Genomic DNA, 15,917 nt, shown 5'->3' with positions numbered 1-15,917 from the left:
GCACGCCTTCGCGCACCGGTTGCCGCATTGCATCGCATCAGCGCGCAAGTTTAACGCACTCGCTCGACATCACCCTTAGCTAAAACCGTCGGCCCGAAAAGCATCGCGCAGCCAGGCGATGCGCCGGCCATCGTACGCGACGATATCGAAGCGGCACACACTCGTCGTATCGCCCCGCTTCGACAGAAAATATTGCGCGGCACGCACGATCCGCCGCTGCTTCTCCCGCCCCACACTCGCCACGGCACCGCCATAACGGCTGCCCGCCCGAGCGCGCACTTCGACGAAAACCAGCACGCCGTCGGGCTCGCGCATCACAAGGTCGATCTCTCCGCCTCGACACGTGACATTGCGCGCGACGAAACGCAGCCGCTGACGCTGCAAGTACTCGAGCGCAAACCCTTCGAATACGCTGCCAAGCCTCTTCGACTGAGCTCGCCCGCAAAAGTTGTCGGGCGGCCCCGTTACCGCACGGCGTTCATCGCCCACCCCGTGGCACAATGGCGGCCTCGCTTCGCACGGCAGCGCCCTTCGTTTCATGTCCGACCTCCTCGAACTCGCGCAACGCCAGCAGTACCCGGCGGCGACGCTTTACGTCGTTGCGACGCCAATCGGCAACGCCGCCGATATCACGTTGCGCGCGCTGCATCTGCTCGGCCTCGTCGATCGCATCGCGGCCGAAGACACGCGCAATACAGCACAGTTGCTGGGCCTCTACGGCATAAGCAAGCCGCTCGTCGCGGTCCACGAACACAATGAGCGCGCATCGGCCGAACGCATCGTCGAACACCTGCGCGCGGGCGAGCGCATCGCCTACGTCTCGGACGCCGGCACACCGGGCATCTCGGACCCGGGCGCAAAACTCGTCGAAGCGGTGCGAGAGGCAGGCTTCGGTGTCGTGCCGCTGCCAGGCGCAAGCGCCATTACAACGGCCCTCTCAGTCGCCGGCGATTGGGCCGCAACGTTCACATTCCTCGGCTTCATGCCGTCCAAGGCGAAGCAACGCGCAGCGTTCCTGCAGCCGCTCGTCAACCAAACGCGCGCGATGGTGTTCTACGAAGCCCCACATCGCATCGGCGAAACGGTCCAGGCGCTCGCCGACGCATTCGGCGGCGCGCGCCGCATCCTGATCGCACGCGAATTGACGAAGCTACATGAGTCGCTTCACGTCTGCACCTTGGCCGAAGGGCCAACGTGGCTCGCGCAAGACGCAAATCGCCAACGTGGAGAGTTCGTGTTGGTCGTGGAAGGAGCGACGCCGGAGCAAGGCAGCGACGACGCCACCGCGCACGATGCGCTGCTGGCCCTGCTGCTGGAAGAAATTCCGGTGAGCGGCGCGGCCCGTGTCGCGGCAGCGATCACGGGGGCCTCGCGTCATGCGCTCTACGCACGCGCGCTGGAACTCAAGAAAGACTGAGAAACCGACAAGAGACAAGAACGGCGAAGGGCTGCACTCGGCAGCCCTTCGATCAAACCAACGCTCAAGCGCGCATCAAATCAAGGATGCGCCGGCACCATATCCCGTTGCGGACTGGCCGAAGCCACCACCTCGGCACGGCTCGCCTGTGCTTCTTCCTGCGTGAGCCCCTGAATCTGCACGCGGGCGGTCCCGGCCGTTTGCAGGCCGAGTTCACGCGCGGCCGCATACGAGAGATCGATCACGCGCCCACGCACGTAGGGCCCGCGATCGTTGATCTTCACGACGACGGACTTCTGATTCGACGTGTTCGTCACGCGGACATACGACGCAAGCGGCAGCGTCTTGTGCGCGGCCGTCAACGCATGCATGTTGTAACGCTCGCCGCTCGCGGTCTTGCGGCCATTGAATCGCTTGCCGTACCACGAGGCGCGCCCGCTCTGCTTGAAGTTCGAGACGTCCGGAATGTCCTCGTCGAGCGGCTTGGCATCGGCGAGCTTCGGCGCCACATCGGGCGCTTGAGGTTGAGGCTGGGCCGAGGCCTCGCCGTAACCCATCGGTGCGCCCGCGCGTGTCGCGAGCCGTGCACCGTTGGCACTTGCATTGCTGGTTTGCGTTGGCTGCGCGGCACAACCCGCGAGCAACCCTACGGCGACGACGGAAACGGTACCCAGCCATCGGCGGAATCGATTGATGTTCATATGACGTGCATGCCACAGTGTCGAGCCGCAACGCGTCGAAACATCCCTTCGCGAAGCGGCTCGGGCATCCGGACGCCAACACGCGCACCACCGAAAGCACGAATGCAAACGGTGCGCGGACTGGCGCTCGGGTGCGGCCACACTCGGCCGCAAGTTGCCCGGTTGGTATTCACGTCTGGCGCAACTGTCCCCAACAGCTTGACCAGACCCCACACGCCGTCGTCGTCGAACATGACTTGCACGTTCTGGCGCGTCGACTGACGCGAGGAACGGCGGCGTTGGCCTGACCGGCTATGCAACCTGTTGGCTGCGGCAGACGCGTAGCGCCTGGCCGGTCAAGACGTGTGCATCGAACAATGCCGATACAGATCGAAGCCGCTACATTGACGGCTTCGCATTGAGAGCGATCGGCCCGCGGAACATGGAAATGGGACCGATCAATAAAAGGCAGCGCGGACGGACCGCGCCATGTGAAAGGTATTGTACCAAAAACCGCGGGGAATCGAGCATCCCGAATACCTGCCCTGATTGATTCTTCCTATGATCGTAACAATGCGCATTGCATTCGAGGTTTGCGACCTGGCCGTTCGGCCAACCGGCGTGAAGCGGGTCCGGCCGGTACAATGAGCGCTTTCGGTTTCCTCCGGCTGCCTGCAGCGATGCTGCGCGCCGCGCTTGTCGCCCCTATGAAGGTCTTCGTCATCCCCGTCACGCCGTTTCAGCAGAACTGCTCGATCCTCATCTGCGAGGCGACGCGACGCGCCGCCGCCGTGGACCCGGGCGGCGACATCGACCTGATCGAGCGCGCGCTCACGAAAGAAGGCGTGACGCTCGAAAAGGTGTTCCTCACGCACGGCCACCTCGACCATTGCGGCGCGGCCAAGACGCTTGCGACGAACCATGGCGTGCCGATCGAAGGCCCGCAGGTGGACGAGCGCTTCTGGCTCGATCAGCTCGCGGCGCAAAGCGCGCGCTTCGGCTTTCCGCCGGCCGAGCCGTTCGAGCCGGATCGTTGGCTCACGGATGGGGACACGGTCAGCTTCGGCGAGGAAACGCTCGACGTCTATCACTGCCCGGGCCATACGCCAGGGCATATCGTCTTCGTCAGCACGAAGCATCGCATCGCGTTCGTGGGCGACGTGCTGTTCGCGGGCTCGATCGGCCGCACGGATTTTCCGCGCGGCAATCATGCCGACCTGATCCGGTCGATTCGCACGAAACTCTGGCCGCTCGGCGACGACATCACGTTCGTCCCCGGCCACGGGCCCACCTCGACGTTCGGCGAGGAGCGGCGCTCGAACCCTTATGTCGCCGACGGAGTCAGCGCGTGACGTCAGAAATCTATGTCAGTACCGATATCGAAGCGGATGGACCGATCCCCGGCCCGCATTCGATGCTCAGCTTCGCCTCGGCCGCCTATACGCCCGACAAGCAGTTGGTCGCCACGTTCTCGGCAAACCTCGAAACGCTGCCCGGCGCCGCTGCTCATCCGGTCCAAGCGGCCTGGTGGAAGACACAGCGCGAGGCGTGGGAAGCCTGCCGCCGCGATCTGCGCCGCCCCGAGGAAGCGCTGCCGGCCTATGTCGAATGGGTCGAAGCGTTGCCGGGCAAACCGGTCTTCGTCGGCATGCCGGCCGGCTTCGATTTCACGTTCATGTTCTGGTACATGATGCGCTTTGCCGGCCGCTGTCCGTTTTCATGGTCGGCGCTCGACATCAAGACGCTGGCCTTCGCGATGACGGGCTTGCCCTATCGCAAGTGCATCAAGCCGCGCATGCCGAAGCACTGGTTCGACGATCATCCCCATACACACGTGGCGCTCGACGACGCCATCGAGCAAGGCGCGCTCTTTTGCAACATGCTGACCGACCTGCGCGCGTGGCAGAAGGCCGCGCCGCTCGCGGCATCGAAAGCCGACGAGGCCGCGGTCACCGCCGCAGCACAAAACGATACCGAGAGCCCGCCAAATTAGGTAATCTCCCTCAGTTTCCGTTCATTCGATTGCCTTTTGTTTCGTGCGCCACTACCATCCCAGAATGTGGCGGCCGAACTCGGAGGCGCGGATGACGCTCGATACCTTCTCTCAAAAAATACTGCGCCTGCTGCAGCTCGATGCACGCCGCTCCGTGCAGGAGATCTCGGACCAGGTCGGGCTCTCCAGTACGCCTTGTTGGCGACGCATCAAGGACATGGAGCAGTCCGGCATCATCCAGCGCTACACGGCGCTGCTGGACCGCGAGAAGCTCGGCCTGCACGTCTGCGCCCTCGCCCACATCCATCTCACGCGCCACACGGAAGGCGGCGTCGAACAGTTCGAACGCGAAATCGCCACCTGTCCCGAAGTCACCGAGTGCTATAGCACCACCGGAGAATCGGACTACATCCTGAAAATCGTGGCGGCCGATATCAAGGCCTACGACGCCTTCCTGCACGACCGGATCTTCAAAATTCCGGCAGTCGCTCAAGTGCGTACGAGCGTCGTGCTACGCGAGATCAAGTTCGATACGCAACTGCCGCTCTAAGCGGTCCAAGCGCCGCGATCCCGAGCGGCGCTCTGGTACTGGGCTCGCACTGCGCAAGCCCACCGCCGCCCGCCGCCCCTATCCCTCATGCGTGTCGGGCAGGCGATGTCGACGCGCTCTCGACGCGTCGCTGGACCGTGATGCGGCGCGCCCCAAGCCGCGCCTGCAGCTCGCTGAGGTCGAGCCGTTTCGCGAGATCCTCGTCGTGCTCGCGGTCCGCGAGTGCATCGGCAGCCAGCGTGATATCGACATCGAGCCCCGTGCTCAGATAGTGCACGTTCAGCCCTGCCGCACGCAGCCCATGTTTGGCCAGCTCCGCATCGACCAGCGCCACCACGGCCGCACGTGTCGGCAGGCGCGTCGTGGAGCGGCTCACGGCATCGTTTTCCGGGTCGACGTGAATCAGCGCGTCGATGATGCGCTTGTCCGTCAGCGCCCGCGCCCGCGCCGACTCGGCGATGTAATGGCCTTCGGAAACCGAGATCAGCGGATCGACGAGGATATGCGCGTCGACGAGGGCGAAGTCGCCCATCTTGCGCGTGCGCAATTCATGCACGTCGCGCACGCCCGGCGTGGTCATCAGCAGCTTGCGGATATCGGCCGTGGAGGTTTCGTCGAGCGCTCGATCGGACAAATCCTGCAGCGCGTTCCAGCCGAACACCCACCCCATGCGCGCGACGAGAAAGCCGACGATCGCCGCGGCGATCGGGTCGAGCAACCGCACGCCCGCGAGACTCCCGCCGATACCGAGCGCGACGACGAGCGACGACGCCGCATCGGAGCGCGCATGCCATGCGTTCGCGATCAACATCGCCGAACGCACGCGCTCGGCCTCGCGCAGCATGTATCGGAAGAGCGCCTCCTTCGAAAACAGCACGAGCACGGCCACGGCCAGCGCGCTGATATGCACGGGCGGTATGTTCTCGAGATCGGCCAACCGCGTGCCGGCGCGCCAGAGCATGCCCACTCCCACCGCCACCAGCAGCCCACCGAGGAACAGTGAGGCAACCGTTTCATAGCGCCCGTGTCCGTAGTTGTGATCGGCATCGGGTTTCTCGGCGCTCGCCCGGTTGGCCACGAGCACGATGAAGTCCGAAATAAGATCCGCGAGCGAATGCACGCCGTCGGCCACGAGCGCTTGGGAATGCGCCACCAGCCCGACCGCGATTTGCAGCGTCATCAGGAGAAGATTCAGCGCGACGCTCGCATAGGTGGTCTTGCGTGCGACGGCATGTTTTACGCCGGGTTCGACGTCGATGTGAGCGTGCATCGGCTAACGGTTGAAATGACAGTCGGCAATCACCCCGATTCTATCAAGCCGCTTGCGGAAATGCTGTACTCGAACCGAAATTCGCTTTTAAATCAGTTGGTTATGAGAACGCAAACCATTCGTGTTTCGCGAGGGAACCCGTGCAGTGGTCGCCGCCGCATGTTTATTCATGCCGCTTCCGAAGTCGGCTTACCGCGAACAATCGTTAGACGAATAAAAAGCCGCGCATCCTCTTGGGTGCGCGGCTTTCTGTTCGCCCGAGGCGGCTTTTGAAAGCCGCCCCAATTGGCTTCGATTCAGGATTACCTTACTTCTGAATAAGGAATTCTTCACGATTCTGGCCCGCGATCCAGCGCGGCGGCTTGCCACGGCCCGACCAGGTACTCCCGGTCTCAGGATCGCGATACTTGGGCGCAACGCCTGCGCGCGGACGTCCAACCTTGCCTTGCTTACGGCCGCCGAGCTCGGCGAGCGTAATGCCGTAGTCGGCCATTTTCTGCTTGATCTCGTTCAACACTTCGGCGTATTCACGCGCCTTGGCTTCTTCGATCTGCTTCTCCAGCTTTTCGCGTTGTGCGAGAAGTTCCTTGTAAGAAGACATACTTTCCCTTGTGGTTTCAGTAAATGACACCGATCTCACGCCGGTTAGCCATCTCAATACGTTGTGCCTCGGATATTTCGTGGCGAGATTAGCACAAAAATCATCCCCGGGAAAAGCCCAAAAAACCCAATTTTTGAAATCTGCGCTTTCCTTTTTCTTTCATACATTGCGCCCCCGCACATTGATGAGGGATTTACCCAATAGGGGTTTCACTTGATCATTTTCAGTCAGCGCCGCTGCACGCCATCGATATCTCTCCGCAGATGAAACCTCTGCCCGCTATCTCATTAAAAACGTTTCATCGGATGACAGTTTGCGGCGAACCGCGAGCCCGCCATGCAAGCTCCGCAACGGCGCGAGGCGCTTCGGCTGCGCGCCCCCGCGACTAATCGATGCTTTCGCGGAGGCGCTCGACAAGCGTCTGTTCGAGTTCTTCGAGCGTCGTTTTGGGCGCATCGAAGATTACGCGCCGGCGCTCGCCGGCAACTTTCAAATCGGCGCCATAGCGATCGATACCGGCCAATTCGAAGTTCGATGTGCGTTTTACATCAGCCTCGAATTTCCGCGTCAGGAACATTTCGTCTTCGTCCGAAAGGGGATCGAGCGGGTCGAGCTCGTCGCCGTTCAACCAGCCCATTGCGCCAAATCCGCCTATGAATCGGAGCCGTTCGACGTCCATCGCGAGAAATGAGAAATCACCCAGTCCCAGATAGCGCTCCGCAGCCGGGTGATAGCGCAAATACCGGCGCGCGACGGCGTTAGCCTCGTCGGCCGTGACCGGCGCGAACCGCCCGATCAGCGTGACGCGCGCACCGTCGAACACGGCTTCGTTGGGCGCCTCGACGACGAGAAAGCCGGCGCGCGTATCGAGTTGCAGGTTGCGCGTGTGCTCGGCGAGCCGGCTCACGAGAATCGTGGGGCGATGCCGCGCATCGGTCGCGAACGGCAACATGGTCGGAAAAGGAAAACCGTCGGGTTCGCGGGAATGCGTGGCCAGCGTGCCCACCGGCATTCGGTGCAGCAAATGTAACGGCGCATGAGCTGGAATGTTCATCGAGGTGTTCCCCTGGTAATTGGTGCTCGAGCGTCTTTGTCGGCTACAGGTCGAGTCCGCGGACCCAGCCGAAGGCCCGGCCCCGGGCAAGCCACGACGCGCTCGGCTAGAATCTTCCGTTCGGCTTTCATCCTAGCGGCTCGCAGCGCATTTCGCCCGACATTTATTGCAGTGCGTGGGCGATGGCCGCGCTTTCCCACATTCTGCCTACCCGACCGTGTCCGACACGTCCGAATCCCCCTTGCCTCCCGCCGCGCACCGCGAGTTGCCCGTCGCCGCGCGCGAGCGTGCACGCTATGCAACGATGGTGCTGTTCTTCTTCGCGGGCATGGTCTACGCGTCGTGGGGCATTCACGTCCCGACCGTGCGCGACAAATTCCACCTCGACGCAGCCTGGCTCTCGGTCGCGCTCTTTTCGCTGACGGGCGGCTCGATCGCCACGATGGTCGTCAACGGAGCGTGGATAGCGCGCGTCGGCACGCGGCGCGCCTGCCTGGCGGGCGGCCTGCTCATGTCGGCATGTACCGCGCTGATCCTCGTCGTGCCGTCCTACTGGCTGCTGCTGCCGGTGCTGGCGCTGTTCGGCGCCGGCATGGCCACGCTCGATGTGGCCATCAACGCCGAAGCGAGCGCCGTCGAGACCGCTCTGGGCCGGCCCATCATGTCGTCGCTGCACGGCATGTTCAGCATCGGCGGGATGGCCGGCGCCGCGGGCGGCGGCGCACTGCTCGCCGCCGGCATGGCGCCGGCGCTGCACCTCGCGCTCGCAGCGCTCGCCGGCACGGCTATGCTCCTCGCGGCGTCGCCGTGGACGTTGCCGCACGTCGCCCTTCAGGATCACCCGCAAACGAAGCATTCGCGCGGCAACCGCTGGCGCACGCCCGCACTTTGGGCGCTCGGCATCGTCGCCTTGATCGCGCTCGTCGCCGAAGGGGCGATGTACGACTGGGCCACCGTCTATATGCGCGATGTCGTCGGTGCGACGCCGGCCTCGGCCAGCGCGGGCTATGCGGCGTTTTCAGGGGCGATGGCGGCGGGCCGGTTCGCGGGCGACGCCGTCAGAGCCCGATTCGGCGCGGTGCAACTCGTCCTCGTGAGCGCGTCGGTCGCCTGTGCCGGCATGATCGGCGCGCTCGTGCTGCCGTTCACCGTGACCGCGCTCGCGGGATTCGCATTGATGGGGCTCGGCCTGGCGAACATGATGCCGGTGCTCTTTGCCGCGGCGATGCGCGTCAAAGGCATTCATTCGGCCGAAGGACTCGCCCATGTCGCGGGCATCGCCTACGTGGGATTGCTCGTCGGTCCCGTGCTGATCGGCGGCGTGGCGCAGGCGACGAACCTGTCTATCGGTCTCGCGGTCGTCGCCGTCTGTGCCGCGCTCGTGGCGTTGATCGGACCGAAGGTGTTGAAACGGCTGGGAATCTAAGCGCGAGATCGCGGTAAGGCGCTACAGCGCCAACTGCGGTCGTTGCTCTGCATTGGGCCTCAGTAAGCGCTGAAGCGCTAACTGTGGCCGTTGCTCTGCATTGGGCCTCAGTAAGCGCTGAAGCGCTAACTGTGGCCGTAAAAAAAAGCGCGTGGCCGCGAGAGCGGCACGCGCTTTCTTGTAGCTACTGCCCGGGCCCCCTGGAGCGGCCCGTCAGCGCACGGCAATGGCGTCGATTACATCGCCACTTCGTTCAGCAGCGTCTTCTTGCCATCCTTGTAGTGGTACAGCGAGATCACGCCATGCTTGAGGTCGCCATGCGAATCGAACGTCGTTTCGCCGATCACACCCTTGTAGTCGGTGGACGGCATCGCGGCGAGGATCTTCGCCGGATCGGTCGAGTTCGCACGCTTCATCGCATCGACGATGATGTACACGGCGTCATACGTGAACGGCGCGTAAATCTGGATCGGCACACCGAAGCGCTTCTGGAACTTGGCCTGGAACTCTTCGCCGGCCTTGCCCATCTTCTCGAGCGAACGGCCTGCTTCCGAGCACACGACGTTGCTCGTCGCGTCGCCGGCGAGTTGCGCGAGCTGGTCGGTACAGACACCGTCGCCCGCCAGAATCTTCGCGCGCAGACCGAGCTGCTTCGCCTGCTTGGCGAACGGGCCACCGGTGGCATCCATGCCGCCGTACATGATCGCGTCGGGGTTCTCACCCTTGATCTTCGTCAGAATGGCGCGGAAGTCCGTTGCCTTGTCGTTCGTCGCATCGTGCGAAACGACGGTCATGCCGAGCGCCTTCGCCTTCTTCTCGAACTCGTTCGCGAGACCCTGGCCATATGCGGTGGCGTCGTCGACGACGGCAACCTTCTTCAGCTTGAGCTGGTCATGCGCGTAGTTGGCCAACGCCGGACCTTGCTGAGCGTCCGTCGCCACCACACGGTACGTCGTCTTGAAGCCCTGCAGCGTGTACTGCGGGTTCGTCGCCGACGGCGAAATCTGCACGATGCCTGCGTCGCTGTAGATCTTCGACGCCGGGATCGAGGTACCCGAGTTCAAGTGGCCCACGACCGCGACAACCTTGTCGTCGACGAGCTTTTGTGCCACTTGGGTGGCCTGACGCGGGTCGGCCGCATCGTCTTGCGCATCGAGCTGGAGCGTGATCTTCTGGCCGCCGATCGTGAGGCCCTTGGCGTTGATCTCTTCGACGGCAAGGCGCGCGCCATTCTCATTGTCCTTGCCGAGGTGGGCGATCTGGCCCGTCAGCGGAGCGACGTGACCGATCTTGACGACCTCGTCCGCCACTGCGCCCGTTGCCATCGCGGCGAACAACATCGCCGCCGCGCTGATCGGCAACACCTTTTGCATCTTGCTTTTCATGTAAGTCTCCAGTTTCGGTCCCAAAAACGGCATCCCCGCCCGTACCCCGCCTTCGTCTTATATCGTGTCGATCGATCCGAGGAGCGAGAACACCGGAATGCATCGTCATGCACTTGGTCTGGCACGCGAGCCGGCCAGTTCGTGACAAGCCACGCCTCGTGCTGCGCGCAAGTGTAGGGCAACAAATTAAAGTTGGGGATTTTTTTGAGAATCGGGACGACTACTAATAGTCGGTCGCCGGACTATGCGTGCGCTATCGGTATACACCCGCCGCTAACGCAGCGCCAGTGCGGGTTTTACGCGTATAGACTCTCGATGGCAATCGTTTTCTTTCAAAGCCAATATGCCGTATGTGCGATGCGGATAACCCGAATGCGGCAATCCGATGACATCCGCCGATGCGATGCTCAACGCATCCTTTCACTATCGGTTTGCCATCGGTAAGCCGCTTTTACGCGGCCGTTGCACCGTTACGCCGTTGCACCGTTACGCCGCTCAATGCCGGCGGCTGGCGGCAAGCCATTCGGCTTCGAGCGCATCGACGAGCTCGCCCACCGTAAGCCCGGCGCGGCGTCTGCGCGCAAGCGCCGCACCCTGGCCAGACCACAGGGACAAATAATCGCTTTGCCCGGCGCGGCCGGCTGCCTGACGCAGCTCTTGCGTCAGCGCGTTCTGCACGGGATACGGAGCGATGCGTTCCGCCACCGCGCCGAGCCGGCTCATCAAACCGTTCCGTATACCGCGCGCATGGCGGCCCGAGATGGCGCGCGTCACCGTGCTCGAGGTGTCTTCGCTTTCGAGGATCCGTGCCTTCCATGCCTGCGGAATCGGACATTCGGCGCAGGTCAGAAAGGCGGTTCCGATCTGCGCGGCCTGGGCGCCGAGCGCAAGCGCGGCCTCGATGCCGCGTCCGTCCATGATGCCGCCGGCCGCCAATACGGGTACGTCGCCGAGCGCATCGACGAGCTGCGGCACGAGCGCCATCGTGCCGACGAGCGCATCCTCGAAGGCACCGATGAACGTGCCGCGATGGCCGCCGGCTTCGCCGCCTTGCGCGGCCACCGCGTCGGCCCCCACATCGCGCCAGGCAACGCCTTCCGCGACGTGCGTCGCGGTGCCGATCACATAGCTGCCCGCGGCTCTCAACCGCGCGACGTCGGCCGCGCTCAGCACATCGAACGTGAAGCTCGCGACGGGCACGCGCAATTCGATCAATGTCTCTAATTGCGCGCGAAAATCGGGCGCATAACGATCGAGCGCATGCCCGGGTGGCAGTCCGAGCTCGGCACGCAACGGATCGATGCCTTCGAGCGCGCGCCGCACCGTGGCTTCGTCGGGCGAGGCGGGCTGCAGCACGAACAGGTTCACGGCGAAGGGCCGCGAAGTCGCCGCGCGAATCTCGGCGACGGCCGCCGCGAGTTTGTCGGGCGACATGCCCGATGCGCCGAGACTGCCGAGCGCCCCCGCATTGCAGGCCGCCGCGACGAACGCGGGATTCGAGGCACCCGCCATCGGCGCCTGGACCACAGGCAAGCGCAAATCGAGACGCTCGGCAAGCGCGGACGGATAACGCGGCGTACTCATGGTCGATTCCCCTTTCGTTTCATGGCCGTCATGACCTCTGGCGGACGCTACGCGCTTACTCTACGCGCGCACGGCCTTCCCGAAAAATGAATAATCGAGATCGATTCGATCCAAAGGCAAGAACGATCGGCGGCCTATGGTGAGCACTGCGGTGAACACTGCGGTGAACACCGCGGCGACCGGTGACTGCGCGGCGCGGCTTTCGGCAAGCCGCGGCGAATAGTGACAAACTCTGGCGGCGCAGCGTCTCCGGTTGGGTGCAGCCGGACGAGCAACGAAACGATGAACGATGAATGACGAATGAGGAAACGACGATGACAGTGACTTCTCAATGGATCGAAATCGAGAGCGACGACGGCCAGCGCTTCGACGGCTACCTGGCTTTGCCGAGAGCGGGCCGCGGGCCCGGCGTGCTCATCGTGCAAGAGATTTTCGGCGTGAACGGACATATCCGCTCGGTCGCCGAGCAATATGCACTAGCGGGTTATGTCGCGCTCGTACCCGACATGTTCTGGCGCACCCAGCGACGCGTCGAACTAGGCTATGACGGGCCCGATCGGGACAAGGCGCTGTCGCTGCTGAAGTCGCTCGATATCGATCGCACGGTGGCCGATCTCGGCGCGGGCGTACGCGCCTTGAAAGCGCGCCCTGAACTGGCCGGCCCGGTCGCTGCGGTGGGCTACTGCATCGGTGGCCAGCTTGCATATCGCATGGCAGCCCAAAGCATGACCGACGCGGCCGTCGCTTACTACGGCGGCGGAATCCAGAATCTGCTCGATCAAGCCGACAGCATCGACGTGCCGATTCTCTTTCATTTCGGCGATCGGGACACTTCGATTCCGATCGATGCCGTCAGAACGATCGAAGCGCGCTTCGCCGGCAAGGCGAATGCGGAGCTTCACGTCTATCCGGGCGCGGGCCACGGGTTCAATTGCACCGACCGCGCCTCGTACGATCAGCGTGCCTCCGCACTCGCGCTGGGACGCACGATGACGTTCCTGGCTACGCGTATCTGATCGATCGCACGTTGCCGGCGCGGCCCGCGAGAAAGGCTGCGCCGGCAACGGCGATAAGCCGGATCGAGCGGATCGCCGCCCGGCGGCGCGCCGCCCGGCCGCAGGCCGCCCGCCCGGCTGCTGACGCCTGCTTGTCAGGCCTTCTTGTTATAAGCGCTGCACCACCCCTTGGCGTTGACCTGCTTGCCTCCGAACATCGGACAGGGCCCGTAGGCATCCGTCGCCTTGCCCTGGTAGAACGAGCAGTTGTTGCACTGTTCGCCGGCCTTGTATTTCGCGTACTTGGCCTTGTCCACCTTCGTTGCATCTTCCTTGTAGCCAAGCGCCTGAGCGGTGGGGTCGCTCTCGGTGACTTTCGGCGCATCCGCCAATGCCTGACGCGACAGCGCGAGCGCCGAAGCGGCGCTGAGACTCGTGATCAAAAACGTACGACGAGATGATTTCATCAGGGGACTCTCCATAGTTGTAATGAACCACTTTGGGCGGCTGCTCTTGTGACAGCAGTGGCAGCATACAACGAAGCGAGCCATCTCCCGCGCATCGCGGGCCATACTGGAGATCAGGGTTTGTGCCGAGCGGCGCAAGCGGCTCGGCTCGCCGCGCGCATGCGCATGGGCTCACGTACGCGCGACGATGTCGCACACGCGCGCGGCGATGGCCAGACAAGCGGTGAGGCCCGGCGACTCGATGCCGAACAGATTGACGAGTCCGCGCACGCCATGCGCCGAGGGCCCCTGAATGACGAAATCCGCAGCCGGTTCGCCCGGACCGGACAGCTTCGGCCGGATACCGGCGTAAGCGGGCTGCAGCGCGTCATCGGGCAGCGCGGGCCAGTACTCGCGAATCGCCGAATAAAAGCTCTCGGCGCGGCGCGGATCGACGTCGTAGTTGATCGATTGAACCCACTCCACGTCGGGACCGAAGCGCGCTTGTCCGCCCAGATCGAGCGTCAAATGCACACCGAGCCCCGCTTCGTTGGGCATCGGATAAATGAGCCGCGAGAACGGCGCGCGCCCCGAGATGCTGAAGTAACAGCCGCGCGCAAAGTAAAGCGGCGGTACGTGGCGCGCATCGAGGCCGCGAATCTTTCGCGCGAGCGCATTGGCGTGGAGCCCCGCGCTATTGACGAGCGTTGCGGCAGACAGCACGCTCGGCGACGAACCGCCGACTTGCACGACGAAGCGCCCACCGCTTGCGTCGATGGATTCCACCGGCGCATGAAACGCGCAGACGGCCCCGTTGCGCTCCGCGTCGCCCTGCAGCGCAAGCAGCAGTTGATGGCTATCGACGATACCCGTTTGCGGCGAAAACACCGCTTCGACGCATTCGAGCGCCGGCTCGAGCGCTTGTGCCTCTTCGCCCGTGAGCCGCATGAGATCGAGCACCCCGTTTTCCTTGCCGCGTGCGGCAAGCGCCGTGAGCTGGGGCAACTGATTGCGCGCGGTCGCCACGAGCAATTTGCCGCAGCGCCGATGCGGCACGCCGCGCTCCGCGCAGTATTCGTACAGCATTTCGCGCCCGCGCACGCACAGCGTTGCTTTCAGGGAGCCGCGCGGATAGTAGAGCCCCGCATGGATGACCTCGCTGTTACGCGAGCTCGTGCCGGTACCGATGGCTTGCGTCGCCTCGAGCACGAGCACCTCGCGCCCGCGCTCGGCAAGCGCACGCGCCACCGCCAAACCCACGACGCCGGCGCCGATCACTACACATTCGATCTGGTCCATGTCTTCCGCCGCAGCCTGCCCCGGTGCCCGTTCGCGTCAACTACCCGCTCGCGTATGTGCCCCGATAGGCAGGCGCTTTCGTGTGACCGCACATCGCCGCCGATGCGCCTCGTCCCGGCGATTGTACGACGCGCGCCATGCGCGCGAGCGCATGCGGCGCATCGCCGGCCTCAAAAGCCGATCGGACGGCGGCGCGTGCTGCGATCGAGCCGGATGTCGTCGGCGCGGATCGCATCGCGCCCATCGACGCGCGCCGCGCCGAACCCTTGCAGAATCGCGCGGCGCATATCGCGCGGCGAGCTCCGCTCCAACGCATCGAGCGCATCGTCGCCGAGCTCGGCTGGAAAACGCTGTCCCCAGGCATGCGTGCAGCGGATCTCGTCGTAGATGGCCTGCGCGATGCGCCGCGCGCCCGCCGAGTCGGGCGGCGTGATCTCGTAGACGCTCATGCGGCTCAGGATCGGCTCGGGAATACTGCGATCGTCGTTGGCCGTGGCGATCCAGATCACCTGCGCCGCGTTGATCGGAACTTCGGCGAATTCGTCGATGAACGACTGCGCCGTTTCGTGTTCGAGCAGCGCATACAGCGCGCCGAGCGGATCGTATTGCGAGTCGCCGTTGGCCTTGTCGAGTTCGTCGACGACGATGACGGGATTCGCATAACTGCCGTTCACGAGTGTCTCGAAGACCTTGCCGGGCTTGGCGTTCTTCCATTGCGAAGAAGCCCCCGACAGAATCCAGCCCGCCGTGAGCGAGCTCATCGCCACGTATTGGTAAGCGGTGCCGAAAAGACGCGCGAGCGCCTTGGCGAAATGCGTCTTGCCGATGCCTGGATCGCCGAGCAGCAGGATCGGCATGAGTTCGAGCCGGTCCTCGGTCTCGATGCAAAGCGCGATTTGCCGCCGCACGTCTTCGAGCGGTTCGGCGAAATTCGGCAAGATGTCGAGCAGCGCATCGATCGATGGCATCCGGTTCGGCTTCACACAAAAGCGCATATTGCCGACCTTCAACATCTTTTCGTATGTCGTGCGCAATGCCTCGTTCGCGCTCTCTCCCAATTCGTTCAGCGCCGTCTCGACCTGATCCAGGTCGTAGACTTTGCTGAACGAGGCGACCGCAAGTTCGTGCTTGACCATGGCTGTCGTCATCGCTCACCTCACTGTTGCGAATCTGCCCGCCGTCGGTCTTGGGTCGTCCCCCGGAACATCGGCGCCCTG

The 15,917-nt window shown here is 63.8% G+C and carries 16 protein-coding genes; 6 read left to right on the top strand and 10 right to left on the bottom strand.

Translation table 11 applies throughout. The features are described from left to right. Window positions 1-75: 75 nt before the first annotated feature. Window positions 76-540, bottom strand: coding sequence for a YraN family protein (locus ACR9ZC_RS07905; RefSeq protein WP_481579887.1), 465 nt, complete (start codon window positions 538-540; stop codon window positions 76-78). Between ACR9ZC_RS07905 and rsmI the strand changes: the two genes are divergently transcribed. After that, window positions 539-1,417 (top strand): 16S rRNA (cytidine(1402)-2'-O)-methyltransferase, encoded by an 879-nt coding sequence (rsmI, locus tag ACR9ZC_RS07900; protein WP_481579886.1) that lies wholly within the window; start codon window positions 539-541, stop codon window positions 1,415-1,417. The two genes, ACR9ZC_RS07905 and rsmI, sit on opposite strands and share 2 nt — an antisense overlap. A gap of 80 nt (window positions 1,418-1,497) precedes the next feature. Here the strand turns inward: rsmI and ACR9ZC_RS07895 are convergent, their stop codons facing one another. After that, the gene (locus ACR9ZC_RS07895) at window positions 1,498-2,118 is read right to left on the bottom strand and encodes a septal ring lytic transglycosylase RlpA family protein (RefSeq protein WP_481579885.1); all 621 of its coding nucleotides are present in this window, start codon (window positions 2,116-2,118) and stop codon (window positions 1,498-1,500) included. Between the two features lie 686 nt (window positions 2,119-2,804). On the opposite strand from ACR9ZC_RS07895, the gene ACR9ZC_RS07890 reads away from it, so the two are divergent. From ACR9ZC_RS07890 to ACR9ZC_RS07880, 3 genes are all read left to right on the top strand, one after another. Beyond that, complete coding sequence (locus tag ACR9ZC_RS07890) at window positions 2,805-3,449, top strand: MBL fold metallo-hydrolase (protein ID WP_481582620.1); 645 nt, start codon at window positions 2,805-2,807, stop codon at window positions 3,447-3,449. Continuing rightward, on the top strand, window positions 3,446-4,090 hold the full coding sequence (locus ACR9ZC_RS07885; RefSeq protein WP_481579884.1) for a 3'-5' exonuclease family protein: 645 nt from the start codon (window positions 3,446-3,448) through the stop codon (window positions 4,088-4,090). The genes ACR9ZC_RS07890 and ACR9ZC_RS07885 overlap by 4 nt, the downstream gene beginning before the upstream one ends. A gap of 91 nt (window positions 4,091-4,181) precedes the next feature. Beyond that, window positions 4,182-4,640 carry an Lrp/AsnC family transcriptional regulator gene (locus tag ACR9ZC_RS07880; protein WP_173256003.1) on the top strand — a complete coding sequence of 153 codons (459 nt, stop codon included), beginning with the start codon at window positions 4,182-4,184 and terminating at the stop codon, window positions 4,638-4,640. 85 nt (window positions 4,641-4,725) lie between these two features. On the opposite strand, the gene ACR9ZC_RS07875 is transcribed toward ACR9ZC_RS07880, so the two are convergent. The 3 genes from ACR9ZC_RS07875 to ACR9ZC_RS07865 all read right to left on the bottom strand — a co-directional run bounded on the left by ACR9ZC_RS07875 (window position 4,726) and on the right by ACR9ZC_RS07865 (window position 7,565). After that, entirely contained in the window at window positions 4,726-5,910 is a 1,185-nt protein-coding gene (locus ACR9ZC_RS07875; RefSeq protein WP_481579883.1) for a cation diffusion facilitator family transporter, read from the bottom strand. Between the two features lie 307 nt (window positions 5,911-6,217). After that, a complete protein-coding gene (locus ACR9ZC_RS07870; RefSeq protein ID WP_173256033.1) occupies window positions 6,218-6,511 on the bottom strand; it encodes an H-NS histone family protein in 294 nt (97 codons plus the stop codon). A 385-nt stretch (window positions 6,512-6,896) separates the two neighbouring features. Then, window positions 6,897-7,565, bottom strand: coding sequence for a HugZ family pyridoxamine 5'-phosphate oxidase (locus tag ACR9ZC_RS07865; protein ID WP_481579882.1), 669 nt, complete (start codon window positions 7,563-7,565; stop codon window positions 6,897-6,899). 217 nt (window positions 7,566-7,782) lie between these two features. On the opposite strand from ACR9ZC_RS07865, the gene ACR9ZC_RS07860 reads away from it, so the two are divergent. Further along, window positions 7,783-8,991: an MFS transporter gene (locus tag ACR9ZC_RS07860; protein WP_481579881.1), complete on the top strand. Its 1,209-nt coding sequence runs from the start codon at window positions 7,783-7,785 to the stop codon at window positions 8,989-8,991. 236 nt (window positions 8,992-9,227) lie between these two features. Here ACR9ZC_RS07860 and ACR9ZC_RS07855 read toward each other — a convergent pair whose 3' ends face one another. Further along, a complete protein-coding gene (locus ACR9ZC_RS07855) occupies window positions 9,228-10,376 on the bottom strand; it encodes a branched-chain amino acid ABC transporter substrate-binding protein (protein WP_331570038.1) in 1,149 nt (382 codons plus the stop codon). A 495-nt stretch (window positions 10,377-10,871) separates the two neighbouring features. Further along, a complete protein-coding gene (locus ACR9ZC_RS07850; RefSeq protein ID WP_481579880.1) occupies window positions 10,872-11,960 on the bottom strand; it encodes an NAD(P)H-dependent flavin oxidoreductase in 1,089 nt (362 codons plus the stop codon). A 320-nt stretch (window positions 11,961-12,280) separates the two neighbouring features. On the opposite strand from ACR9ZC_RS07850, the gene ACR9ZC_RS07845 reads away from it, so the two are divergent. Then, window positions 12,281-12,976 carry a dienelactone hydrolase family protein gene (locus ACR9ZC_RS07845; protein ID WP_481582619.1) on the top strand — a complete coding sequence of 232 codons (696 nt, stop codon included), beginning with the start codon at window positions 12,281-12,283 and terminating at the stop codon, window positions 12,974-12,976. 134 nt (window positions 12,977-13,110) lie between these two features. On the opposite strand, the gene ACR9ZC_RS07840 is transcribed toward ACR9ZC_RS07845, so the two are convergent. The 3 genes from ACR9ZC_RS07840 to ACR9ZC_RS07830 all read right to left on the bottom strand — a co-directional run bounded on the left by ACR9ZC_RS07840 (window position 13,111) and on the right by ACR9ZC_RS07830 (window position 15,848). Continuing rightward, complete coding sequence (locus ACR9ZC_RS07840; RefSeq protein WP_481579879.1) at window positions 13,111-13,422, bottom strand: high-potential iron-sulfur protein; 312 nt, start codon at window positions 13,420-13,422, stop codon at window positions 13,111-13,113. A 171-nt stretch (window positions 13,423-13,593) separates the two neighbouring features. Further along, window positions 13,594-14,700 (bottom strand): NAD(P)/FAD-dependent oxidoreductase, encoded by a 1,107-nt coding sequence (locus tag ACR9ZC_RS07835; RefSeq protein WP_481579878.1) that lies wholly within the window; start codon window positions 14,698-14,700, stop codon window positions 13,594-13,596. A gap of 170 nt (window positions 14,701-14,870) precedes the next feature. Next, complete coding sequence (locus ACR9ZC_RS07830; protein ID WP_481579877.1) at window positions 14,871-15,848, bottom strand: AAA family ATPase; 978 nt, start codon at window positions 15,846-15,848, stop codon at window positions 14,871-14,873. Window positions 15,849-15,917: the final 69 nt, after the last annotated feature.

It is taken from the genome of Trinickia sp. HAY1-2D, assembly GCF_056754935.1.
Note: the sequence above shows the minus strand (reverse complement) of the source record. Positions and strands in the feature narration are given on the sequence as shown.